Annotated in this window: 19 protein-coding genes and 1 pseudogene; 15 read left to right on the forward strand and 5 right to left on the reverse strand. The window is 63.3% G+C overall.

What is annotated here, in order from left to right; genetic code table 11:
• Window positions 1–35: 35 nt before the first annotated feature.
• The 3 genes from ctaD (at window position 36) to ACN0S5_RS09825 (ending at window position 3,376) form a co-directional block, all read left to right on the forward strand.
• Complete coding sequence (gene ctaD, locus ACN0S5_RS09815) at window positions 36–1,709, forward strand: cytochrome c oxidase subunit I (RefSeq protein ID WP_417208003.1); 1,674 nt, start codon at window positions 36–38, stop codon at window positions 1,707–1,709.
• Window positions 1,710–1,914: 205 nt separating this feature from the next.
• A complete protein-coding gene (locus ACN0S5_RS09820) occupies window positions 1,915–2,409 on the forward strand; it encodes a DUF2244 domain-containing protein (protein WP_417208134.1) in 495 nt (164 codons plus the stop codon).
• Window positions 2,410–2,419: 10 nt separating this feature from the next.
• Complete coding sequence (locus ACN0S5_RS09825) at window positions 2,420–3,376, forward strand: hypothetical protein (protein WP_417208004.1); 957 nt, start codon at window positions 2,420–2,422, stop codon at window positions 3,374–3,376.
• A gap of 170 nt (window positions 3,377–3,546) precedes the next feature.
• Here ACN0S5_RS09825 and ACN0S5_RS09830 read toward each other — a convergent pair whose 3' ends face one another.
• A complete protein-coding gene (locus tag ACN0S5_RS09830; protein WP_417208005.1) occupies window positions 3,547–4,008 on the reverse strand; it encodes a GatB/YqeY domain-containing protein in 462 nt (153 codons plus the stop codon).
• A gap of 183 nt (window positions 4,009–4,191) precedes the next feature.
• Here ACN0S5_RS09830 and carA point away from each other — a divergent pair, with 183 nt between their 5' ends.
• Complete coding sequence (carA, locus tag ACN0S5_RS09835; protein WP_417208006.1) at window positions 4,192–5,343, forward strand: glutamine-hydrolyzing carbamoyl-phosphate synthase small subunit; 1,152 nt, start codon at window positions 4,192–4,194, stop codon at window positions 5,341–5,343.
• 135 nt (window positions 5,344–5,478) lie between these two features.
• Complete coding sequence (locus ACN0S5_RS09840; RefSeq protein WP_417208007.1) at window positions 5,479–7,365, forward strand: glycosyltransferase; 1,887 nt, start codon at window positions 5,479–5,481, stop codon at window positions 7,363–7,365.
• A gap of 94 nt (window positions 7,366–7,459) precedes the next feature.
• Here the strand turns inward: ACN0S5_RS09840 and ACN0S5_RS09845 are convergent, their stop codons facing one another.
• Complete coding sequence (locus ACN0S5_RS09845) at window positions 7,460–8,110, reverse strand: GntR family transcriptional regulator (protein WP_417208008.1); 651 nt, start codon at window positions 8,108–8,110, stop codon at window positions 7,460–7,462.
• A gap of 102 nt (window positions 8,111–8,212) precedes the next feature.
• Between ACN0S5_RS09845 and ACN0S5_RS09850 the strand changes: the two genes are divergently transcribed.
• The 3 genes from ACN0S5_RS09850 (at window position 8,213) to ACN0S5_RS09860 (ending at window position 10,425) form a co-directional block, all read left to right on the forward strand.
• The gene (locus tag ACN0S5_RS09850) at window positions 8,213–8,857 is read left to right on the forward strand and encodes a pyrimidine 5'-nucleotidase (RefSeq protein WP_417208009.1); all 645 of its coding nucleotides are present in this window, start codon (window positions 8,213–8,215) and stop codon (window positions 8,855–8,857) included.
• A 110-nt stretch (window positions 8,858–8,967) separates the two neighbouring features.
• Window positions 8,968–9,174 (forward strand): hypothetical protein, encoded by a 207-nt coding sequence (locus tag ACN0S5_RS09855; protein ID WP_417208010.1) that lies wholly within the window; start codon window positions 8,968–8,970, stop codon window positions 9,172–9,174.
• Window positions 9,175–9,231: 57 nt separating this feature from the next.
• Window positions 9,232–10,425 (forward strand): UbiH/UbiF family hydroxylase, encoded by a 1,194-nt coding sequence (locus tag ACN0S5_RS09860; protein ID WP_417208011.1) that lies wholly within the window; start codon window positions 9,232–9,234, stop codon window positions 10,423–10,425.
• A 163-nt stretch (window positions 10,426–10,588) separates the two neighbouring features.
• Here the strand turns inward: ACN0S5_RS09860 and ACN0S5_RS09865 are convergent, their stop codons facing one another.
• The 3 genes from ACN0S5_RS09865 to ACN0S5_RS09875 form a co-directional block, all read right to left on the reverse strand.
• Window positions 10,589–11,713, reverse strand: coding sequence for an aminotransferase class V-fold PLP-dependent enzyme (locus tag ACN0S5_RS09865; protein ID WP_417208012.1), 1,125 nt, complete (start codon window positions 11,711–11,713; stop codon window positions 10,589–10,591).
• Between the two features lie 84 nt (window positions 11,714–11,797).
• Window positions 11,798–12,253 (reverse strand): Lrp/AsnC family transcriptional regulator, encoded by a 456-nt coding sequence (locus ACN0S5_RS09870; protein ID WP_417208013.1) that lies wholly within the window; start codon window positions 12,251–12,253, stop codon window positions 11,798–11,800.
• Window positions 12,250–12,705 carry an Lrp/AsnC family transcriptional regulator gene (locus tag ACN0S5_RS09875; protein WP_417208014.1) on the reverse strand — a complete coding sequence of 152 codons (456 nt, stop codon included), beginning with the start codon at window positions 12,703–12,705 and terminating at the stop codon, window positions 12,250–12,252. Before ACN0S5_RS09875 ends, ACN0S5_RS09870 begins: the two co-directional genes overlap by 4 nt.
• A gap of 149 nt (window positions 12,706–12,854) precedes the next feature.
• Between ACN0S5_RS09875 and ilvC the strand changes: the two genes are divergently transcribed.
• The 7 genes and pseudogenes from ilvC to ACN0S5_RS09910 all read left to right on the forward strand — a co-directional run bounded on the left by ilvC (window position 12,855) and on the right by ACN0S5_RS09910 (window position 23,199).
• Window positions 12,855–13,877, forward strand: coding sequence for a ketol-acid reductoisomerase (gene ilvC, locus ACN0S5_RS09880; protein ID WP_417208015.1), 1,023 nt, complete (start codon window positions 12,855–12,857; stop codon window positions 13,875–13,877).
• 320 nt (window positions 13,878–14,197) lie between these two features.
• Window positions 14,198–15,664, forward strand: coding sequence for a calcium-binding protein (locus ACN0S5_RS09885; RefSeq protein ID WP_417208016.1), 1,467 nt, complete (start codon window positions 14,198–14,200; stop codon window positions 15,662–15,664).
• Window positions 15,665–16,051: 387 nt separating this feature from the next.
• Window positions 16,052–17,614, forward strand: a complete 1,563-nt coding sequence (locus ACN0S5_RS09890) for a calcium-binding protein (protein WP_417208017.1) — start codon at window positions 16,052–16,054, stop codon at window positions 17,612–17,614.
• A 170-nt stretch (window positions 17,615–17,784) separates the two neighbouring features.
• Entirely contained in the window at window positions 17,785–19,317 is a 1,533-nt protein-coding gene (locus ACN0S5_RS09895; protein ID WP_417208018.1) for a calcium-binding protein, read from the forward strand.
• A gap of 219 nt (window positions 19,318–19,536) precedes the next feature.
• Window positions 19,537–19,878: pseudogene (locus ACN0S5_RS09900) on the forward strand (M10 family metallopeptidase C-terminal domain-containing protein); the annotation flags it as partial.
• Window positions 19,879–20,070: 192 nt separating this feature from the next.
• Entirely contained in the window at window positions 20,071–21,477 is a 1,407-nt protein-coding gene (locus tag ACN0S5_RS09905) for a calcium-binding protein (protein ID WP_417208019.1), read from the forward strand.
• A 156-nt stretch (window positions 21,478–21,633) separates the two neighbouring features.
• Window positions 21,634–23,199, forward strand: a complete 1,566-nt coding sequence (locus ACN0S5_RS09910; RefSeq protein WP_417208020.1) for a calcium-binding protein — start codon at window positions 21,634–21,636, stop codon at window positions 23,197–23,199.
• Window positions 23,200–23,221: the final 22 nt, after the last annotated feature.

The following is a 23,221-nucleotide window of genomic DNA, read 5'->3' on the forward strand; positions in this document are numbered from 1 at the left end:
GTACCCTATGCATTGGGATCAGCAGGAGGCAAACAATGGCAGACGCCGCCATTCACGGCCACGAGCATGAAGACAACCGGGGGTTCTTTACCCGCTGGTTCATGTCGACGAACCACAAGGACATCGGGATTCTCTATCTCGTCGTCTCGGCATTCGCAGGCTTCATCTCGGTGGCTTTCACCGTCTACATGCGGCTCGAGCTCATGGAGCCGGGCGTTCAGTACATGTGTATGGAAGGCATGCGCCTTTCCGCAGCGGCGATTGCCGATTGTACGCCAAACGGACACCTCTGGAACGTGCTGATCACCGGCCACGGCATCCTGATGATGTTCTTCGTGGTCATTCCGGCGCTCTTTGGCGGTTTTGGCAACTATTTCATGCCGTTGCAGATCGGCGCGCCGGACATGGCGTTCCCGCGCATGAACAACCTGTCGTTCTGGATGTATGTCGCGGGCACCACGCTGGCGGTCTGTTCGGTGTTTTCGCCGGGCGGCAACGGCCAGCTTGGCTCTGGCGTGGGCTGGGTGCTTTACCCGCCGCTGTCCACCAATGAGGCCGGCTTCTCGATGGATCTGGCGATCTTCGCGGTGCACGTCTCGGGGGCCTCGTCGATCCTTGGCGCGATCAACATGATCACCACTTTCCTGAACATGCGTGCCCCCGGCATGACCCTGTTCAAGGTGCCGCTGTTCTCATGGTCGATCTTTGTCACCTCGTGGCTGATCCTGCTGTCGCTGCCGGTTCTGGCTGGCGCCATCACCATGCTGCTGACCGACCGCAACTTTGGCACGACCTTCTTTGATCCTGCCGGTGGCGGCGACCCGATCCTGTACCAGCACATCCTGTGGTTCTTCGGTCACCCCGAAGTGTACATCGTGATCCTGCCCGGCTTTGGCATCATCAGCCATGTCATCGCGACCTTCGCGCGCAAGCCGATCTTCGGCTACCTGCCGATGGTCTGGGCGCTGATCGCCATCGGCGCGCTGGGCTTTGTGGTCTGGGCGCACCACATGTACACCGTGGGCATGTCGCTGACCCAGCAAAGCTACTTCATGCTGGCGACCATGGTCATCGCGGTCCCCACAGGGGTCAAGATCTTCTCGTGGATCGCGACCATGTGGGGCGGCTCGATCGAGTTCAAGACACCGATGCTCTGGGCCTTCGGCTTCCTGTTCCTGTTCACCGCAGGGGGCGTGACCGGTATCGTGCTCAGCCAGGCGGGCATCGACCGCGCCTATCACGACACCTACTACGTCGTGGCGCACTTCCACTATGTGATGAGCTTGGGGGCCGTGTTCGCGATCTTCGCGGGGATCTACTTCTACTTCCCCAAGATGACCGGCCGGATGTACAACGAAACCATGGGCAAGATCCACTTCTGGGCGATGTTCATCGGGGCCAACCTGACCTTCTTCCCCCAGCACTTCCTGGGCCGTCAGGGCATGCCGCGCCGTTACATCGACTACCATGAGGCCTTTGCCACCTGGAACTATGTCTCATCCATGGGCGCTTTCCTGTCCTTCGCGTCTTTCGTATTCTTCTTCTACGTCATGTTCCACGCACTGACCCGTGGGGCCCGCGCGACGCAGGCCAACCCGTGGAACGAATACGCCGATACGCTGGAATGGACCCTGCCCTCGCCGCCGCCCGAACACACGTTCGAGCAGCTGCCAAAGCAGGAAGACTGGGACAAGGGCCACGCGCACTAAGCGCCGTCCAGACCCGACAGACAGCAAAGGCCCCGACACCTGTCGGGGCCTTTTCATTTGCGGACGGCCCCCGCCGGGCGGCTCCGGCGGGGCCCCGCATCAGGCGCGACGTGCCACCGCTTTGACGCATCGCATTTCTGAGGTATATCCAATCAGATAGCGTCGGCGGGCCGTTGCCCCCCGGCAAATGGAATTCGACAGCGCAATGCCCTACCAATGGAAAACCCCAAAGCGTGAAGTCACCCAGCATCTGCAACTCTGGCCGCATAACTCGCTGTCGCCAGAGGGTTTTGCCGCGATGATCCTTGGCTTCTTCCTGTTTGCGTCATTGCCCCTCTACGGGGTGATCGGCACCGCTGTGCTGTGGGGATTGCTGCCTTTCATGCTGGCCGCCACGGCGGCGCTGTATTATGCGCTGCGGCGCAACCAGCGGGACCGCCGCATTCTGGAGGATCTGACCGTCACACCCGACACCACACGCCTGATCCGGACCAACCCCAAGGGCGACCGGCAGGATTGGGAAAGCAACACCTATTGGGTCAAGGTCGCCTGCCATGAGTCCGGCGGCCCGGTGCCCTATTACGTCACGCTGAAGGGCGAGGGCCGCGAGGTCGAGATCGGCTCTTTCCTGAGCGAGGACGAACGCAAGGCGCTGTTTTCCGACCTCACCGACGCGGTCCGCCGCGCGGCGCATCCTTAGGGCGCGCGGTATGGCACAGGTTCCCGCAACGCCGAAATGGCACCGCGCCGCGCTGCGGCTCTCGGTGGCGCTGGACCGCGAAGGCTGGATCGACCGGCTGACGCCCGCGCCCAGCGAGGCGGCGGCGCTGCGCCTGCGCGACGCGCTGGAAACCCGCGTGCCTCCATTGCGCAAACAGGTGGTGTTTCTGATCCCGCTGGTCGGCCCCGACAGCGTCGGCGACTGGGAAGCGGTGACCGCGCGCCTCTCCGCGACGCTGGACTGTTTCATCGCGCAGAACGATCCGCATTGGCAGGCGGTGATCTGCTGTCAGGACCGCCCGCCCCTGCCCGACGATCCGCGTATCACGTACCTGCCCTACACCGCGCCGACGCCCGGCAATGACAAATGGATGAAACTGGCCGCGCTGACCGCCCATCTGGACAAGATGGACCTGCCGCCCTGCTATGTCATGAGCTTTGACGCCGACGACCTGCTGCGGCAGGGCAGCGTCCGTGAGATGCTGCGCCGTCAGGCCCCCGGCGGCTATCTGGTGCAGTCCGGTTATGTGATGGATGAGGCGGCGGGCACCATCGCGCTGGCCGATGTGCCCACCCTGCGGCAGCCGCTGCGCAAACCGTTCTGGAAGCTCTGTGGTTCCTGTGCGGCACTGGGGCACGACCCGGACCTGCCGCAAAGCGCCGCCTTTCTTCAGGCGATGACGCAGCACGAACACCGGATGTTCCCCTATCTGGCCGCGCTTGCGGGGCGCAAGCTGTCGCCGCTGTCCGAACCCTCGGTGCTCTACGTGCTGAACCACGGCGAGAATTTCGGCGCGCGGCGCGGGCGGGTCAGTTTCAAGACCCGCTTCGTCGAACGCTTTCGCATCGACGACGCCGAAGAACTCTCGGCCATCGCCGACGGCTTTCCGGTGCCCGATGCCAGCCCCGATGCCAGCGACGACGAGATGCCGCAAGCGCCTGCCTGACCCGCGCCCAAGACAACCAAGGGCGCGCGGCCCCTCGCCCCTGCGGGGCATTCCCCCGAGGTAAGTCACCGCCCCAAAAAATGGCGCGATCCTGCGCTTCTTCTTTGCGATAAATGCCCCGGGGGGAGCCGCCAAAGGCGGCGGGGGGCAGCGCCCCCTCTTGCGACCTGTCAGGCCGACAGCCGGTCCTTGACCTGAGGGCCAACCGCGCCGAAATCCATCTGGCCGGTGTATTTCGACTTCAGCACGCCCATGACGCGGCCCATGTCGCGGATCGAGTCCGCGCCAACCTCGGTCATGGCCGCGTCGATGGCCGCCGCGACTTCCTTGTCGGTCAGCGCGCGCGGCAGGAATTCCTCGATCACCTCGATCTCGGCCAGTTCGCGTTCCGCAAGGTCCAGCCGGCTGGCCTCTTCATAGCTCTTTGCGCTTTCGCGCCGTTGCTTGACCATCTTGCCAAGGATCGCCAGCACACCGGCCTCGTCGACACCCTGTTCGTTGCCTTCGGCCCGGACCGCGATGTCCCGGTCCTTGATCGCCGCGTTGATCAGCCGAAGGGTCGACAGGCGGTCTCGCGCCTTGTCCCGCATCGCCTGTTTCACCGCCGCGTTCACTCTTTCACGCAATTCCATGAGCCCCATCCCCAGTTCTGGTCTCCGAATGCGGCAGGCTACATCATGCCCAGCGGTGTTGCAAGCGCAGCAATTTCCGCCAACCCCCTGATACCAAACGATTTATGTTTTTACTCAAGCACTTGACCCGCGCAGCCCCGCGCAATACGTTCCGGCAAATTTGCCGCCATCGAGGATCTGCTCATGCCCGCTGCTTCCGCACGCCCGACCGCCTGCCTTGCCCTTGCCGATGGCACGCTCTTCTATGGCACCGGGTTCGGGGCCACCGGCCAGACCACGGCGGAGCTGTGTTTCAACACCGCCATGTCCGGCTATCAGGAGATCATGACCGACCCGTCCTATGCCGGTCAGATCGTCACCTTCACCTTCCCGCACATCGGCAACACCGGCGTGAATCCAGACGACGATGAGACCAACGATCCGGTCGCCGCCGGGATGGTCGTGAAATGGATGCCGACCCAAAGCTCGAACTGGCGCGCCGCGCAGGAACTGGGCGACTGGCTGGCGGCGCGCGGCCGCATCGCCATCGGTGGCATCGACACCCGCCGCCTGACCCGCGCCATCCGGCAGTTGGGCGCGCCGCATGTGGCGCTGGCCCATGACCCGGACGGCAATTTCGACACCGACGCGCTGGTCGCGGCGGCGCGCGGCTTTCCCGGCCTCGAAGGGCTGGACCTCGCGCTGGATGTCACCTGCGCGCAAAGCTATCGCTGGGATGAGATGCGCTGGGCCTGGCCCGAGGGTTATCAGCGCCAGACAGAGGCGCGTCACAAGGTGGTCGCCGTCGACTACGGCGCGAAACGCAATATCCTGCGCTGCCTCGCCTCGGCGGGCTGTGAGGTGACCGTGCTGCCCGCCACCGCCACCTATGATGAGGTCATGGCGCACCAGCCCGACGGCGTGTTCCTGTCCAACGGCCCCGGCGACCCGGCGGCCACCGGCGCCTATGCGGTGCCGATGATCCAGCGGCTGTTGAATGAGGCGAAACTGCCGGTCTTCGGCATCTGCCTTGGCCACCAGATGCTGGCGCTGGCGCTGGGGGCCAAGACCATCAAGATGAACCATGGCCACCACGGCGCAAACCACCCCGTCAAGGAGGTCGAGACCGGCAAGGTCGAAATCACCTCGATGAACCACGGCTTTGCGGTCGACAGCCAGTCCCTGCCCGAGGGTGTGCTGGAAACCCATGTCTCGCTCTTTGACGGCTCCAACTGCGGCCTGCGCATGGCCGACCGCCCGGTGTTCAGCGTCCAGCACCACCCCGAGGCCAGCCCCGGCCCGCAGGACAGCTTTTACCTGTTTGAACGCTTCGCCGCCTCCATGGCCGCGGCCTGACCGCGCCGTCGACCGGAAAATCCCGCCCGGTTAAGGGTTTGGCCGCCACAGTCGGCCACCCCCGCAAGCGCGGTTAAGACTTCGTTTACCATCTCTGTGCAAACCTTCTGTTAACTGTGTTTTTCGGACAGGGGTATGTCGGAGCAACGCCTCCATCTCGCCGCCGCCAAACTGGCGCAGGCAAAGGCCCGCCGTGGTCAGCCCATCAGCCATATCCTGATGGAAGAGGGCAGCGTTGCCCCGACCGACATGCTGGGCGCCATGGCAGAGGCCTCGCGCATCGGCCAGCCGGTGCCGCAGGTGGTGGTGGCCGAGGCCATCGCCTCGCGCGAGGATGTGCTGGACGCGCAGGCCCAACATTTCGGCGCGCTGGTGCTGAAACGCGGCGACAGCCCCCCCGACCCCGCCGTCATGGACCTGCTGCCGCCGGAATTTTGCCTCGAATACGGGGTGCTGCCGTGGATGCGGGTGGGCGACACGCTGTTGCTGGCCACCGCGCGTCCCGATGAATTTCCCGCATTGCTGCCGCTTCTGCCCCCCGACACCGGGCCGGTGGTCATGGCCTTGGCGCTGGAGGCGGATATTCACCAGTTGATCTCGGCCCGCGCCGGGGCGCGACTGGCCAAGGCGGCAGAGACATGGGTGCCCGCGCAGGACAGTTGCCGCGACCTGAACCGGACAACGCCACGCGGACGGCTGTTTGCCTTTGCCGCCGCCGCGATCTGCCTGCTGCTGCTGGTCTTTGCGCCGCAGCTTTTGTTCGGCACCGCGCTGGCGCTGGCGCTTGGGTCGCTGGTCCTGTCGCAACTGATGAAGCTGGCCGCCCTTGCCGCCCTGCCCCGCCGCATGTCCCCCGCCCCCGCGCGGCTGCCGGAAAACCCGCCGCTGGTGTCGATCCTCGTGCCGCTGTTTCACGAACAGGACATCGCCCATACGCTGGTCGCGCGGCTGTCGCGGCTGACCTATCCCAAGGCGCTGCTGGACGTGGTTCTGGTGCTGGAGGCCGAGGACCGGCTGACGCGCGAAACACTGTCGCGCACGGAATTGCCGCCGTGGATGCGCACCATCACCGTGCCGCCGGGCCGTGTCACCACCAAGCCGCGGGCGCTCAACTACGCCTACCGTTTCACGCGGGGTGAGATTGTTGGCATCTACGATGCCGAGGACGCGCCCGCGCCGGATCAGATCGACCGCGTGGTGGCCCAGTTCCATGAGGCCCCTGCGGATGTCGGCTGTCTGCAAGGGATACTGGATTACTACAACCCGCGCGCCAATTGGTTGTCGCGTTGTTTCACCATCGAATACGCCAGTTGGTTCCGCGTGCTTTTGCCCGGCCTGTCGCGTCTGGGGCTGGTGGTGCCCCTTGGCGGCACCACGGTTTTTTTCCGCCGCGAGGTGCTGGAAAAGGTCTGCGGCTGGGATGCGCATAACGTGACAGAGGATGCGGATCTGGGCGTTCGTCTGGCCCGCCACGGCTTTCGCACCCACCTGATGCCCTCGGTGACGCGCGAAGAGGCCAACAACCGATTCTGGCCGTGGATCAAGCAACGGTCGCGCTGGCTCAAGGGGTACGGGATCACGTGGTGGGTCCACACCCGCCAGCCGCGCCGGTTGTGGCGCGATCTGGGGCCAAAACGCTTTGCCGGGATACAGCTATTGTTCCTGACCACGCTGGTCCAGTTCGCCCTTGCGCCGGTGCTGTGGTCCTTCTGGCTGATCCTGATGGGCCTGCCGCATCCCTTGGACGCGCATCTGACCCGCCCGGTGATCCTTGGCCTCACCACCGTGTTCCTCAGCGCCGAGGCGGTGTCGATCCTTGTGGGTCTGGCCGCGCTGGCGCGCAGCCCGCACCGCTTTCTGATGCCATGGGTGCCAACGCTCTTTGCCTATTTCCCGCTGGGGACGGTGGCGATCTACAAGGCCCTGTGGGAGACGATCAAGAACCCGTTCTACTGGGACAAGACCCAGCACGGCCGCTCTGCCCCCGACCGTCCGGGCGCGGACCTGCCGCCCGACACCTGACCGGGGCAAAGGTTAAGGCCAGGTAAAAACGTCTCTGTAACCCATTGATTTGTATAAGGCCGCGGCCTGTCCACGCGTGGACAGGCCCTTTGGATCAGACCGACATATGCTCTGCATTGTCCTGTTTCAGCCGGGTGATGAAGGCGACAGAGATATGATCCCGCAGCGCCCGATAGGCCGCCTCTTCATCGCGGGTCGAGATGGCATCGACAATCGCGCCGTGTTCGGCCAAGGCGATCTCCCCCCGCCCCTCCGCCGCCAATGAGGTCGTCGCCATCAGGGCCATCGACCGATAGACAAGGTCCAGTTGCTGCACCAGATAGCGATTGTGCGAGGCAAGGTGAATCATCCGGTGGAACCGCCGGTTGGCCCGCGCCATCGCCGCCGGATCGGCCAGCAGCGCGCGATCCTCCTCGATCATGTCGCGCAGCACCATGACCTCTTCCTCGGTCGCATGCCGCGCCGCCAGCCGCGCCGCCAACCCCTCCAGCTCGGATCGCACGGCGTATAATTCGGCCATCTGGTTGTGATCCAATGAGGCCACGATCAGCGACCGCCCGTCCCGCGCCAGCAAAGACTGCGTCTCCAGCCGCTGCAACGCCTCACGGATCGGCGTGCGCGACACCCCGAAACGCTCTGCCAGTTCGCTCTCCACAAGACGGTCGCCGGGCCGGTAAATGCCTGAATCGATCGCCTCGAGGATCATCGTGTAGGCATCTTTTTGTGCCGATTTGACCTCGTGCATCCGAACCCTCCCTGCGTCCACCGCGCCACGATAGCGCCTCCGGCCCCGCCGGTTCAAGCTGGGCGGATTGCCGCGCGCCCTGAATCACCCTAGCTAGGTTTCATGACCAAGGACAGATTTGCCCACGTACGGGCCTGGGTCTTTGACCTGGACAACACGCTGTATTCCCCGGCCGTCCGGCTTTTCGACCAGATCGAGGCGCGGATGAACGCTTATGTCTCGCGCGTCACCGGCCTGGCCAAGGAGGACGCCGCCCACCTGCGCCGCGACTACTGGGCCCGGTATGGCACCACGCTGGCCGGACTGATGACGCATCACGAAGTCGATCCGGTGGACTACCTGATCGACGTGCATGACATCTCTTTCGATGCGCTCACCCCCGACCCGCATCTGGCGGAACTGATCGCCACCCTGCCCGGCCGTCGCATTGTCTACACCAACGGCAGCGCGCCCTATGCGGCGCAGGTGCTGAAGGCGCGCGGGCTGGAGGCCGCCTTTGACGCGATCTATGGCGTCGAACACGCCGACTACACGCCAAAGCCCCGCGCCGAGGCGTATGACCGGATCTTTGCCCTCGACGGGCTGGACCCGACAGAGGCCGCGATGTTCGAGGATGACCCGCGAAACCTCGCCGCCCCGCATGCCCTGGGGATGCGCACGGTCCATGTCGCGCCCGAAGCCACCCCCGCCCCGCATATCCAACACCACACCGACGACCTGGCGGGATTCCTGCGGCGGCTGCGCTGATGCGCCGGGACCTGACCCATCAAGGCGCCCGCTGAGATGCGGCATTTCGCGCCTGTTCGCACGGCGCTGAAATGCTATGTCCACGCCACGACAAATCAGGAGTTGCGAATATGTCAACAGTCGAGACCCCTGTCACAGCCGACACCGCGAAAACGCCACTGTCGGGCGAAAAGGTCTATTTCCTGATCGCCCTGGCCTTGGTCGCCGTGGGCGCCGGCATGACGCTGCTCTTGGGCCTGCCCGGCCTTGCCATGACGGCGCTGGCGCTGGTTCCGGTGGTCTTTATCCTGCTCATCGCCATCAGCATCGGCAAGTAAGCCGCATGGTCTCGGCCCCTGTCGCACCCTAGATTGCGGGAAAACGGAGGCATGGGCATGGACTACGACATTGTCATTTCCGGCGGCGGCATCGCGGGACTGACCGCAACCGCCGCCTTTGCATCTGCCGGGTTCTCGACCCTGTGTGTGGACCCGACCCCGCCGGTGACAACCCGCGACGGCGACGGCGCGGACCTGCGCACCACGGCCTTTCTGCAACCGGCCCAGGCCTTTCTGGAGGAGATCGGCCTCTGGCCCCGGCTGGCCGACCACGCCATGCCATTGCAGGTCATGCGCATTGTCGATGCGGGCGGGCCAGTGGCCGAACCCCGCGTGACCAAGGATTTCGACTCCACCGACATCTCGGGCAAACCCTTTGGCTGGAACCTGCCCAACTGGCTGCTCCGGCGCGAAATGGCCACGCGGCTGGGTGAACTGGCCAAGGTCGATTTCCGCACCGGCACTGCCACGACAGCCCTGTTCACCCGCGAGGGCGAGGCCCGCGTGACGCTGTCCGACGGCAGCAAGCTGCGCACGCGGCTGGTGGTGGCGGCGGACGGGCGCGGCTCTCCGATGCGGCAAGCGGCGGGGATCGGGGTCAAGACCACGCGGTTCGGGCAAAAGGCGCTGGCCTTTGCGGTCACCCATCCGATCCCGCATTGCAACGTCTCGACAGAGGTTCACCGCACCGGCGGCCCGTTCACCCTTGTCCCCTTGCCCGATCTGGACGGGCAACCCTGCTCAGCGGTGGTCTGGATGGAGGACGGACCCAAGGCGGAACGTCTCTACGCGCTGGATCAAACCGCTTTTGAGGCGGAAATGTCCGCCCGCTCCTGCACGCTTTTCGGCCCGCTGAAACTGGCCTCGCGCCGGACGATCTGGCCAATCATCGCGCAAGAGGCCGAACGGCTGACCTCTCAACGGCTCGCGCTGATCGCCGAAGCGGCCCATGTTGTCCCGCCGATCGGCGCGCAGGGCCTGAACATGAGCCTGAAAGATCTGACCGCGCTGCGCGATCTGGCGATGGACCGCCCCGAGGGACTGGGCGACCGACAGATGCTGGACGCCTATCACCGCGCCCGCATCGCCGATATCCGCGCCCGCGTGGCCGGAATCACCGCGCTCAACCGGATCTCACAACTCTCGACAGAACCGCTGCGCGATATCCGCGCCAAGGGTCTGGACGCGCTCTACAGCCTCAAACCGGTGCGCACCTCGCTTATGCGTCTTGGTCTGGGCGCACGCGGATAGCAAAGAAAAGGGGGCGCTGCCCCCTCTGCGCCTTTGGCGCATTCACCCCCGGGTGTATTTGGACAGAGAAGAAACGCGGAACGATGTGGCTTCTTCTCTGTCAAAATACACCCGGGGGAGGCTTCCAGCGGAAGCCGGGGGCAGCGCCCCCAGCCCGGTCGCCTCAAAGAACCTCGTCCACGACCTTCCGCAACCGCGCCACGGTGCCATCGACGTCATAGAGCTTGTCCAGACCGAACAGCCCGATCCGGAAAGTCGAGAATTCCGGCGGTTCATCGCATTGCAGCGGCACGCCTGCGGCGATCTGCATGCCTTTCGCGGCAAAGGCCTTGCCGGTCTTGATTTCGGGATCGGCGGTGTAGCAGACCACCACACCCGGCGCGCCAAACCCCTCGGCGGCGACGGAGTTTACGCCCTTATCGGCGAACATGGCGCGCACGGCGCTGCCCAGCGCCCATTGCGCCTCTTTCAGCTTGGCAAAACCATAGTCGCGGGTCTCGACCATCGTGTCGCGGAAGGCGCGCAGCCCGTCGGTGGGCATGGTGGCGTGATAGGCGTGGCCGCCGTCCTCATAGGCCTTCATGATCTGGTGCCACTTTTTCAGATCCACGGCGAAGCTGTCCGATGTGGTGTCTTCCAGCCGCGCCAGCGCGCGGTCGGACAGCATCACCAGACCGGCACAGGGGGTCGCGGACCAGCCTTTTTGCGGGGCAGAGATCAGCACGTCGACGCCGGTTGCCTTCATGTCGACCCAGATGCAGCCCGAGGCGATGCAGTCGAGCACCATCAGCGCGCCCACGTCATGCGCCGCCTTTGCCAGCCGGGTCACATAGTCGTCGGGCAGGATCACACCCGCAGAGGTTTCCACGTGCGGGGCAAAGACCACGTCCGGTTTGACCTCGGCAATCTTGGCCTCGACCTCTTCGATCGGGGCGGGCGCAAAGGGCGCGTCCACCGCGTTGCCCGTGCGCCGGGCCTTCATCACAGTGGTTTCCCCACCAAAGCCGCCCGCATCAAAGATCTGCGACCAGCGGAACGAGAACCAGCCGTTGCGCACCACCAGCACGTCCGCGCCGCGCCCGAACTGGCGGGCGACCGCCTCCATCCCGTAGGTGCCGCCGCCGGGGACCACGGCCACCGCATCGGCGTTATACACCTCTTTCAGCATGCCGGAGATGTCGCGCATCACCTGCTGAAAGGTGGCGGACATGTGGTTGAGCGAGCGGTCGGTGAAGACGACCGAGAATTCTTCCATCCCTGTGGGGTCGATATCGTCGCGCAAGGCCATGGCGGTTCCTCCTGATTTCACATCCCGTGTTATCGCGCCCACGCCAGCGTGCAAGCGATGTGACTGTGTCAGGCCGCCGCAGCCCTACAAAGGACCGGGCCGCCGTTCCTCGCTCAGCAGCACATTGGCGTCGATGTTTCCGACACCGGGCAGCGTCATCACCCGCCGCCGCAGCACGCGCTCAAAATCGGCGATGTCGCGCGCCACCACCCGCAGGCGGTAGTCATAAGCGCCCAGAACATGTTCCACCGTCTGCACCTCGGGGATGGCAGAGACCGCGCGTTCGAAATCCTCAAGGCTGACGCGGCCCTTGGTGGCCAGCTTGACGCCCAGAAAGACCGTCACGCCAAAGCCCAGCGCCGGCGCGTCCAGATCCAGCCGCGCGCCGCGAAACACCCCGGCCTCGCGCAGCCGCCGGATGCGCCGCCAGCAGGCCGGTTGCGACAGCCCCAGATCCCGGCCCAAAGCCCCCGCAGAGGCGGTTGCATCCTCGGCCAGGGCCCGCACCAGCGCATGGTCGATGTCATCCAGAGCGATCACAGCGGCAGCGCCTCTTGTTCCTTGACGCGCGCCACATGCATCAGCGCCTCGATGTCGGCGATATGCGGCAGGGTCAGCAGGTGCTCGCGGTACAGCCGCTGGTAATGGCCCATGTCGCGGGCGATCACCGACAGGCGCACATCGACCTGTCCCAGAAAGGTCTGGATCTCCAGCACCTCGGGCACCTTGCGCGCGGCGGCGATGAATTCGTCGAACGCCCGGCTCTGGGTCTTGTCCAGGGTCACCCGCAGGGACACCTCGACCTCATAGCCCAGCGCCCGCCAGTCGATCACCCCGCGCACGCCGTTCAGGATGCCCGCGCTCCGCAACCGCTCCAGCCGCCGCGCCAGAGTCGAGGCCGTCACCCCGGCCCGTTCGGCCAGCGCGCCACCGGTCATCTCTGGTTCTGCCATCATGTGGCGCAGGATGCGCCGATCCGCGTCATCAAGCATGATTTCACCGCCTGTCTGAAGATTAGAGAATGATTTCTCTTCTTATTGGGGAAAATACTTGAAAAACGCAACCACTCTCACCGCGCGGGCGGTAGGGTGCCCGCCACAACAACACCACGATCCCAAAAAAGACACGGAAGGACTGCCCCATGCGCGTTTATTATGACCGCGACTGCGATGTGAACCTGATCAAGGACAAGAAAGTTGCCATCCTCGGCTACGGGTCGCAGGGCCACGCCCATGCGCTGAACCTGCGCGACAGCGGTGCCAAGAACGTCGTCGTTGCCCTGCGCGAAGGCTCTGGCTCCATCGCCAAGGCCGAAGGCGAAGGCCTGAAAACCATGGGCATCTCCGAGGCCGCCGCATGGTGCGACGTGCTGATGTTCACCATGCCCGATGAGCTTCAGGCCGACACATGGAACCGCTACGTCAAGGACCACATCCGCGAAGGCGCGGCGATTGCCTTTGCCCACGGTCTGAACATCCACTTCGGCTTGATCGAGGCCCCCAAGGGTGTCGACGTGATCATGATGGCCCCCAAGGGCCCCGGCCACACCGTGCGCGGCGAATACACCAAGGGCGGCGGCGTGCCCTGCCTTGTGGCGGTGCACAACGACGCCTCGGGCAAGGCGCTGGAAATCGGTCTGTCCTACTGCTCGGCCATCGGTGGCGGCCGCTCGGGCATCATCGAAACCAACTTCCGCGAAGAGTGCGAAACCGACCTCTTCGGCGAACAGGCGGTGCTCTGTGGCGGTCTGGTCGAACTGATCCGCATGGGCTTTGAGACCCTCGTCGAGGCCGGGTACGAGCCGGAAATGGCCTATTTCGAATGCCTGCACGAGGTGAAGCTGATCGTGGACCTGATCTATGAAGGCGGCATCGCCAACATGAACTACTCGATCTCGAACACCGCCGAGTACGGCGAGTACGTCTCTGGCCCGCGTATCCTGCCCTACGACGAGACCAAGGCCCGGATGAAGGCGGTTCTGACCGACATCCAGACCGGCAAGTTCGTGCGCGATTTCATGCTGGAAAACGCCGTTGGCCAGCCCTCGTTCAAAGCGACGCGCAAGATCAACGACGAACACCAGATCGAAGAGACCGGCGAAAAGCTGCGCGCCATGATGCCGTGGATTTCCGCCGGCAAGATGGTCGACAAGTCCAAGAACTAAGGCAAGCCGCCGGAACACCGGCTTTGACAAATCACGGGAGCGCCCCCTGCGGGGCGTTCCCTTTTCTTTTCCGGGGTCGGTTTTTTGGTCAAAACGACTGCCTTCGCCGCCGCCCCAGCACGGCACCGCCGCCCAATAGCCATGGCCAAATCGGCCACGACACAGGCCTTGGCCCATCAGTATTTTGCGAAGGCCACCATTTCGACACCAGAGTGTCATTTCAAACCGCGCCGGTTGCGACCTACCGGCAACTGCGCAAAGGTTAACGGTAGTTTAACCCCAGCCACCAACAGGCGGCGCTTATCGCGGAGCATTGATACATGGCCTTTACCGTTATCTCCAACGAAACCAGCACCCAGACCGTCAACGACACAGATATCTTTACCCTGCTGCCGGGCGGCACGCTGACGACAATGGGCAATGCGATTCAATTCAACGCCGCCATTACGTCCGAAGCCACTGTGAACATTCTGGGCACGATTGTTACGGGCGCAAATGGCGTGGATGCCTTCAATTACCTACCCGCCGCTCCGGATGCCGTGAACAACCTCCGGGTGCGGGTCGGCCCCGAGGGGAGCATCTACGGCTATTTCACCGGGATCACTCAGGAGGTTGGCGCGAACAACTCCATCGTCAATGAAGGCACCATCCACGGAGAGACTGAATCGGCCATTTATGTTCGAGGAGGCACAAATACGCGGATCGAAAACCATGGGACAATGACAGCGAACGGCTCCCAAGGCACCATCGAATTCCATGCGGGCACCAATTCCTACATTCTGAACACAGGGATCATGAGTGGTGTCGGACAGACTACAGCCAACGCAACCATTTTGACGCGCAGTACCGTATTGGTAAACAGCGGCACCATCTCCTCGGCTGAGGGCAGAACCGTTGTGTTCGAATCCGACGATAACACTGTCAGGAACTCCGGATCCATTTTCGGACAGGTAAGTTTCCAAGGTGGCGCCGATACAGTCATCAACACGGGACAGATTGGCAGCGTCACCCTCGGCGGCGGCGCGGACGCCTATCACGGTTTCGGCAACGGGGTCACCACTGGTGAGGTTCAGGGCAATGCGGGCAACGACACGCTGGCCGGTGGCAATCTGGCCGATCATCTGGTCGGTGGAGAGGACGACGACAAACTGGTGGGCCGCAGCGGCGACGACACGCTGGATGGCGGCACCGGGAATGACTTTATCCAGGGCGGCACCGGCAACGACTATATCGAAGGCGGCGCGGACAATGACACGTTGAACGGCAATGCGGACGACGACACGCTGAACGGAGACGCGGGCAACGATCTCCTTGTCGGTCAGGACGGCAGTGACGTGTTGGACGGCGGCGCCAACAATGACACTTTGGACGGCGGCAATGGCGATGACGTTCTTGAGGGCGGCACCGGCAACGACATCCTGCGCGGTCGCAATGGCGAAGACGATCTTGCCGGGGGCGAGGGCAAAGATTTCCTGACCGGCGGGCAAGGTGCGGACAACTTTGTCTTTCGCAGTCTGGCGGATGCGGGCATCGGGGCCGACCGCGACCAGATCCTTGATTTTGAACAGGGCGTGGACCTGATCGTGGTGGCGGGCCTGTCACCGGGTGTGTTCGAATTCCGCGGCACCGCCGCCTTTGCCCCCTCCGGCAACCCCGAGCTGCGGCTGGTGGAGACGGCCAGCGGCTCGACCATCGTTTTGCTGGACAACAACGGCGACGGCACGCAGGACGCAGAAATCCGCGTCGCCAATGTGACCGGCCTGACAGCGGATGACTTTGTCCTCTGACCCGGATGGGCCGCACAAGGCGAAGCGACGCCTGAAAACGTGACCGCAGCGGGTCTGGCTGCGGCCAAGGGGTCGGACAGCGCAGCGGCAATGCCGCGCGCGGCGGACAATGCGCGCGTTCTGACCTGACAGGACTGGAAGGAAAGAACCGTTCAGACAAATCGAAGGCACAAATCACCGGCCCGAAATTGTCGCAATTCGGCACCTGTCAAGGGGAAATTTAAAAGTTGCGCGGATTTGTCATCTTAGTTAACGTTTTCTTTGATGCACGTGTGCGGGCTTGTTTGAGCCCGCACAAATTTATTGAAAACAACGCGTTGGGGGCATCTTCACCAGGCGGTCCAAAAATCGTCGACCAAAACGCACATCCAGTCAGGAGTTATAGGTATGGCAAATTTTGGACTTGGTTCTTTTTCGACAACAGCCCAAACGCTGATCGGCAGCGAAAGCGGCTTTATTGATCGTGACGGCACACTTTACGTTACAGGCAGTGACGCAATCACAGTGACAACTGGCACAAACTGGGTGTCCAACCACGGCTTTATCTATGCCTATGGTGGCGGTTTTGCAGCCATTGATGTGGACGGCAGCGTCTTTGAACTGATCAACGGCAAGGACGGTGTGATCGATGCCGAAAACCCCAGCCAAGGCACGATCGACCTGGACGTGAGCACCCATGCACAGCTGGTTAACCATGGGGTTATCCATTCGTCGAACACGGATGCGATCGAATTTACCGAGTCCGACGGCAGTGCCAATTTTCGCCTGATCAATACCGGCGAGATCACCGCCAACTCCGTCACTGCGCTGGATCTCAATGTTGGAGCGGGCACCTTTCGGATCGTCAATTCCGGTCTGATTGCCTCCGAAGGCCATACGATTGATGTCGACCAGGACATCGGGGCTTTCGGCAACCATATCCTGATCAACTATGGCCACATCAGTGGCAGTGGCGACGACGCAGCGAGTTTTGCGATCGCGACAGCTGCGGCGCTGCAGATCACCAACAGCGGGACGATCACTGGTTGGTCAGAGGCGATCCAATCCATCCGCGACAACACCGTGCGTATTCTGAACACGGGCATTCTGGAGAGCATCGGAACGGGCAATGCGGTCGATATCGAAGGTGGCACCGATGTCATCCGAAACGCCGGCCAAATCATTGGCAATGTCTTCATGGGTGCCGGCAACGACCTGTTCGATGGCACCGGCGGCGTGGTCAATGGCACCGTCTTTGGCGAAAGCGGCAACGACACGCTAGCCGGCGGGGAAAATGCCGACGCCCTGGACGGCGGCGGCGACGACGATTTGCTGGTCGGGCGCGGCGGCGACGACGTGCTGGACGGCGGCACCGGCAATGACATGATCCTTGGCGGCGCTGGCAATGACGACATCGACGGCGGCACCAACCACGACACGCTGAACGGCAATGCCGGGGACGACACCATCTTTGGCAACCTTGGCAATGACATTCTCGTCGGTCAGGACGGCAGCGACTTTCTGGACGGAGGCAATAACGAGGACACGCTGGATGGCGGCAACGGCGATGACATCCTTGAAGGTGGCGACGGCAACGACATCCTGCGCGGTCGCGCCGGGGAGGATGACCTTGCCGGCGGGTTGGGGCGCGATTTCCTGACCGGCGGCACCGGCGTCGACAACTTTGTCTTCCGGTCGCTGGCAGAAACGGTGGTCGGCGCCAACCGCGACCAGATCCTCGACTTTGAACAGGGCGTGGATGTGATCGTGGTGGCCGGTCTGTCGCCGGGCGTGTTCGAGTTCCGGGGCACCACAGCCTTTGATCCCTCCGGCAACCCCGAACTGCGCCTGAACGAAACCGCCACCGGGTCGACCATCGTGCAGATCGACGCCGACGGCAACGGCACCATCGACGCCGAGATCCGCGTCGGCGGGGTCACCGGCCTGACGGCGGATGATTTCGTGCTGTAAACGGCTGCGCCGCCCAACAGTGATTTCGGCGATCCGGCACACGTCCGGGCCGCCTGTAACGAACCAACTCGCTTTTTCGCAAGACGGTCGTTAACCTTTTCTTTTGCGAGCAGATGTTTTTCTCCCGTCGCACATACGGCGGGACAGTATTGTCCAAGGAGACCGCCGTTATGGCCACAACGTACACTGTTTTTTCGACTGATGCCGTACAGGGCACCACCATCCACTCCGCCGTCGCGGCCAATGACGAAAACCTTCTGATCCGGCAGGGCGTCGAATTGATCACAACAAACGGATCGACCGCCATAGCCCAATCCGGGTCCACCAGCGACGGCGGCAGTCTGCGCGTGACCAATCACGGCTACATCGCCTCGGCGGGGATCGCGATCTCCTATAACGTCAGTACCGGGTTCAATCTGTTCAACGGCGCGACGGGGGTCATCGGCTCCTATGGAAGCAATTCCGGCATCAGTACCTATACCGACTTTGCCGCCATCCAGAACGCCGGTGAGATCTTCGGGGCGCGCGGTGTCTATTTGTACAGTGCACCGGGGTCCACCGTAGACAACACCGGCACCATTACAGGCACCGGAATCTCCGTATTCGATGCGGCGATCGTCACCTATTCCTACGGCAATTCGGCGTTGGACGCCCCGATCCGCATCATCAATTCCGGGACCTTGATCGGGGCGCACCGCGACGAAGGCGTTGGTGGCGGACAATGGGCCATCGAAATGGACGGCTATCTGGACACCCTCGCGTATGTCCGGGCGCATGTCATGAACTCGGGTGAGATCTTTGGCAACATCCACACCGGCCGCTATGCCGACACCATCGGCAACAGCGCCGACATCCTTGGCGATCTGATCCTTGAGACCGGGGACGACATCGTCTCCAACAGCGGGTTGATCGACGGCGATGTCCTGTTGGGCGACGGCGCGGACAGCTATTTCGGTCAGGGTCAGAGCGTTGTGACCGGTCAGGTTCTGGGCGCTGCGGGCGACGACACGCTGGTCGGCGGCGATCTGGCGGACGATATGGAGGGCGGCAGCGACGACGACCTGCTGGTCGGGCGCGGCGGCAGCGATCTGCTGGTTGGTGACAGCGGTCTGGACACGCTGCTGGGCGGCGACGGCAACGACACGCTGGACGGCGGGGCCGATGCGGACACGCTGAACGGCAACGCCGGATCGGACGAGATCCTGGGCGGCGCGGGCAACGACCTGCTGGTCGGTCAGGACGGCAGCGATTACCTTGACGGTGGCACGGACAACGACACGATGGACGGCGGCAACGGCGACGACACGCTGGAAGGCGGCACCGGCAACGACATCCTGCGCGGCCGCGCCGGGGAGGACGATCTGGCCGGTGGCGAGGGGCTGGACTATCTGACCGGCGGATCGGGCGCGGACAACTTCGTCTTCCGCAGCACCGCCGACGCGGGCATCGGCGCGACACGCGACCAGATCCTCGACTTTGAGCAGGGTGTGGACACCATCGTGGTGGCGGGCCTGTCACCGGGTGTGTTCGAGTTCCGCGGCACCGCCGCCTTTGCCCCCTCCGGCAACCCGGAACTGCGCCTGAACGAAACCGCCACCGGCTCGACCATCGTGCAGATCGACAACAACGGCGACGGTGTGATCGACGCGGAAATCCGGGTGGCAGATGTCACCGGACTGTTGGCCAGCGATTTTGTGCTCTGACCGCCGTGGGCGGTGATCAGAACATATGTGCGTGACCCTGCAAATGTGATGCAGGCCGGCAACCGTCGGCCTGCCCCCCCCCTCCAGAGGCCGGATCGGCGTCCCTGCGCCGGTCCGGTTTTGCGGTTTGCACAGCGGAGCCTCAAAACGACCACCTGAGCCGAAGGGCAGCAAGACGTCACCCATGCCGCAACCGGCGACAGCGCCACCACCGGCGGGGCCTTCGGGTGCGGCGGCGATGACAGGCTGATCGGCGGCATCGGCGCGGACACCTTTGTGTTCCGCGCGCTGGCGGAAACCGAGGTCGGCGCGAACCGCGACCAGATCCTCGATTTCGAGCAGGGTCTGGACCTGATCGTCGTGGCGGGTCTGTCACCGGGTGTGTTCGCGTTCATCGGCACCGCCGGTTTTGCCCCGTCCGGCACCCCCGAACTGCGCCTGAACGAAACCGCGACCGGGTCGACCATCGTGCAGAGCGACGCCGACGGTGACGGCATTGCCGATGCCGAGATCCGTGTCGGCGGCGTGACCGGCCTGACGGCGGATGATGTCGTGTCTTAAACCGGTCGCGCCACAGACACGGGTTTCGTCACCCGTCTGCACATATGCTAATGGTGGGGTACGCCGTCCGAAACATGACCGTGCTTGCAAAAGCTGGTCTTTTGTTCATCCGCCTTTCAGCGGATCGTTTTCCGAATTATCCTCGTTGTGTCTTGTTTCGGATCAATAGATTGAACTGAAAGGACACTTCCGATGGCCAATTTCACACTTACCGGTGCCTCGACCACGGCGCAGACCCTGACCGGGGCCGAAACCGGCATCCTGACCGATCAGGATGCGAACCTTGTCGTCAATGGCGACGCGGTTTCTTCGACGTCGGGGACCAACCACCTGTACGTGAACGGCTCGATCGTGGCGCGCACAAGCGGCAACGGCAATGCCGTCGATCACACCGGTGTAAACTTTTATGCCTTTGTCGGGCCGACAGGCACTGTCACCTCGCTGGAAGACGACGCATTCGACATCCGGGGCACCGGCACCTTTCGGCTGGTGAACGCTGGCACCGTCATGGCGTACGAGGACGCCATCGATGTGCGCGTGGCCGAAGGCAGCGGCAGCAACCAACTGGTCAACAGCGGCAAGATTGTTGCCGGGTTTGATGGCATTCGGGTCGATGGCGGCATTGCGAACCAGTACATTTCGAACTCCGGCACGATCCAGGCGACGAGTTACGCGATTTGGTCCAACTGGATGGACACGGCGTCTTCGGGAACGACCTACCTGAACAACACCGGGATCATTTTGGGCCAGGTGGGTGCGTTCACCTCGGGCACCGGCACAGGACGTGACCTCATTTTCAACTCCGGGATCATGGATGGCAACATTTTCACCGGGGCGGGCGATGACCGGTACGAAGGCCCCGGCGTGTTGCGCGGCGAATTCTTTGCGGGCAACGGCAATGACACGGCCGCAGGCGGCGCCGCGACCGATGTGTTCCGGGGCGGCAACGACAACGACCTGCTGATTGGCCGCGGCGGCGACGACAGCCTGTTCGGCAACAATGGTCTGGACACGCTGCTGGGCGGCGACGGCAATGACCGGCTCGAAGGCGGCGCGGACAACGACACGCTGAACGGCAACGCGGGCGACGACACCTTGCTGGGCGGCGCGGGCAACGACCTGATGGTCGGCCAGGACGGCAGCGACCTACTGGAAGGCGGCGAGGACAACGACACCATCGACGGCGGCAATGGCGACGACATCCTTGAAGGCGGCAGCGGCAACGACATCCTGCGCGGTCGCAATGGCGAGGATGATCTTGCCGGTGGGCTGGGGCGCGATTTCCTGACCGGCGGCACCGGCGCGGACACCTTTGTCTTTCGCGCGCTGGCGGAAACCGAGGTCGGCGCGAACCGCGACCAGATCCTCGATTTCGAGCAGGGTCTGGACCTGATCGTCGTGGCGGGCCTGTCGCCGGGTGTGTTCGAGTTCCGGGGCACCACAGCCTTTGATCCCTCCGGCAACCCCGAATTGCGCCTGAACGAAACAGCGACCGGATCAACCATCGTGCAGATCGACGCAGACGGAGACGGCATTGCCGATGCCGAGATCCGCGTGGGCGGAGTCACAGGCCTGACGGCGGATGATTTCGTGCTGTAACCTCCCTGCCCCGTGACCACCTGCCTCACGGGGCAAATCACAACCATTGACCGACAAAATCTATTAATGAAAAGTTAACCCGCGCGGGCAACGCAGGCAAAGACTGCCCGCATCAACAGATTTTCGATCCAATGACATCACAAGGACACCAATAGAATGGCTGACTTTCTACGCACCAGCGTCACAACCACTGCCCAGACACTGAACGGCAGCGAGTCTGGACTGATCACCCGTCTTGGCGGAATTTACTCGGATACCACGGCGGCGGTCACCGCCACCTCCGGCACCAACTGGCTGACCAATGACGGCTATATCTACACCTATAACAGCGGCAATGCGGCCATCAACGCCGATGGCGGCGTGTTCGAACTGCTGAACGGCCCGGACGGCGTAATCAGCGCCGAAAACCCCTCCTCCGGCACCATCGACATGAATTTGTCCACACTGGGTCAGATCGTCAATCACGGGACCATCTATTCGTCGAACGGCAATGCTATCGACTTCCTCGACTCTGATGGCGGTGCCAATTTCCAGCTGACCAACTCGGGCAGCATCACGTCTCAGGATAGCAACACGGTCGATGTAGATACGGGCACCGGCTATATGTACATCTCAAACTCTGGCGAAATCGTCGGCGAAGGCAACGCCCTTTCCCTAGCAAACGACATATCCGACTCCTCAAACCATGTCCTCATAAACTCCGGCAAGATCAAAAGCTTGGCGTCTACCGCAGTCCTCTTCAACTTTGGTGACACTGGCGGCGCACAGATCACCAATTCCGGCACAATCAGCGGCTGGGTTGCCGCTCTTTCTACCAACCGTGCCACCGACGTGCTGCTCAACAACTCTGGCCTGATCGAACACAACGGCACATTTGGCGATGCCATAAATTTCGAAGGCGGGAATGACCTGATCCGGAACTCCGGTACGATCCTGGGGAATACCCGTCTCGGGGCGGGCACCGACACTTATGAGGCCAGCGGCGGTCTGGCCATCGGCACGGTCTTTGGCGAGGCTGACAATGACACCTTGGCCGGTGGCGATGCGGCCGACATTCTGGACGGCGGAAGTGACGATGACCTGCTGGTCGGACGCGGTGGCGATGATGACCTGTCCGGCGGCACCGGCAATGACGTGCTGCTTGGTGGCGCGGGCAATGACCTGCTCGAAGGTGGCACGGACAACGACACGCTGAACGCCAACGCGGGCGATGATGAACTGTTCGGCGACGCAGGCAATGACATCCTGGTGGGTCAGGACGGGTCCGATACGCTGGACGGCGGCGCCGACAATGACACCCTTGACGGCGGAAATGGCGATGACATTCTGGAAGGCGGCACCGGCAACGACATCCTGCGCGGTCGCAATGGCGAGGACGAACTGGCGGGCGGTGAGGGCCGTGATTTCCTGACCGGGGGTCAGGGCGCAGACAGCTTTGTGTTCCGCAGCATTGCGGATGCGGGCATCGGGGCCAACCGCGACCAGATCCTTGATTTCGAACAGGGCGTGGATCTGATTGTGGTCGCGGGCCTGTCACCGGGGGTGTTCGAGTTCCGGGGCACGGCGGCCTTTGATCCCTCCGGCAACCCGGAACTGCGCCTGAACGAAACCGCCACCGGGTCGACCATCGTGCAGATCGACAACAACGGTGACGGCACCATCGACGCGGAAATTCGCGTCGCGGGCGTGACCGGCCTGACGGCGGACGACTTCGTTTTGTGACACGCCGGGCGCGGGGGCGGTG

The sequence above is a fragment of the Antarctobacter sp. genome (genome assembly GCF_048262615.1).
Lineage (GTDB): Bacteria > Pseudomonadota > Alphaproteobacteria > Rhodobacterales > Rhodobacteraceae > Antarctobacter.

Bases quoted from the DNA above. Each gene is read 5' to 3' on its own strand.
- ctaD (WP_417208003.1), top strand. From the start codon at position 36: ATGGCAGACGCCGCCATTCACGGCCACGAGCATGAAGACAACCGGGGG.
- ACN0S5_RS09820 (WP_417208134.1), top strand. From the start codon at position 1,915: ATGCCCTACCAATGGAAAACCCCAAAGCGTGAAGTCACCCAGCATCTG.
- ACN0S5_RS09825 (WP_417208004.1), top strand. From the start codon at position 2,420: ATGGCACAGGTTCCCGCAACGCCGAAATGGCACCGCGCCGCGCTGCGG.
- ACN0S5_RS09830 (WP_417208005.1), bottom strand. From the start codon at position 4,008: ATGGAATTGCGTGAAAGAGTGAACGCGGCGGTGAAACAGGCGATGCGG.
- carA (WP_417208006.1), top strand. From the start codon at position 4,192: ATGCCCGCTGCTTCCGCACGCCCGACCGCCTGCCTTGCCCTTGCCGAT.
- ACN0S5_RS09840 (WP_417208007.1), top strand. From the start codon at position 5,479: ATGTCGGAGCAACGCCTCCATCTCGCCGCCGCCAAACTGGCGCAGGCA.
- ACN0S5_RS09845 (WP_417208008.1), bottom strand. From the start codon at position 8,110: ATGCACGAGGTCAAATCGGCACAAAAAGATGCCTACACGATGATCCTC.
- ACN0S5_RS09850 (WP_417208009.1), top strand. From the start codon at position 8,213: ATGACCAAGGACAGATTTGCCCACGTACGGGCCTGGGTCTTTGACCTG.
- ACN0S5_RS09855 (WP_417208010.1), top strand. From the start codon at position 8,968: ATGTCAACAGTCGAGACCCCTGTCACAGCCGACACCGCGAAAACGCCA.
- ACN0S5_RS09860 (WP_417208011.1), top strand. From the start codon at position 9,232: ATGGACTACGACATTGTCATTTCCGGCGGCGGCATCGCGGGACTGACC.
- ACN0S5_RS09865 (WP_417208012.1), bottom strand. From the start codon at position 11,713: ATGGCCTTGCGCGACGATATCGACCCCACAGGGATGGAAGAATTCTCG.
- ACN0S5_RS09875 (WP_417208014.1), bottom strand. From the start codon at position 12,705: ATGCTTGATGACGCGGATCGGCGCATCCTGCGCCACATGATGGCAGAA.
- ilvC (WP_417208015.1), top strand. From the start codon at position 12,855: ATGCGCGTTTATTATGACCGCGACTGCGATGTGAACCTGATCAAGGAC.
- ACN0S5_RS09885 (WP_417208016.1), top strand. From the start codon at position 14,198: ATGGCCTTTACCGTTATCTCCAACGAAACCAGCACCCAGACCGTCAAC.
- ACN0S5_RS09890 (WP_417208017.1), top strand. From the start codon at position 16,052: ATGGCAAATTTTGGACTTGGTTCTTTTTCGACAACAGCCCAAACGCTG.
- ACN0S5_RS09895 (WP_417208018.1), top strand. From the start codon at position 17,785: ATGGCCACAACGTACACTGTTTTTTCGACTGATGCCGTACAGGGCACC.
- ACN0S5_RS09905 (WP_417208019.1), top strand. From the start codon at position 20,071: ATGGCCAATTTCACACTTACCGGTGCCTCGACCACGGCGCAGACCCTG.
- ACN0S5_RS09910 (WP_417208020.1), top strand. From the start codon at position 21,634: ATGGCTGACTTTCTACGCACCAGCGTCACAACCACTGCCCAGACACTG.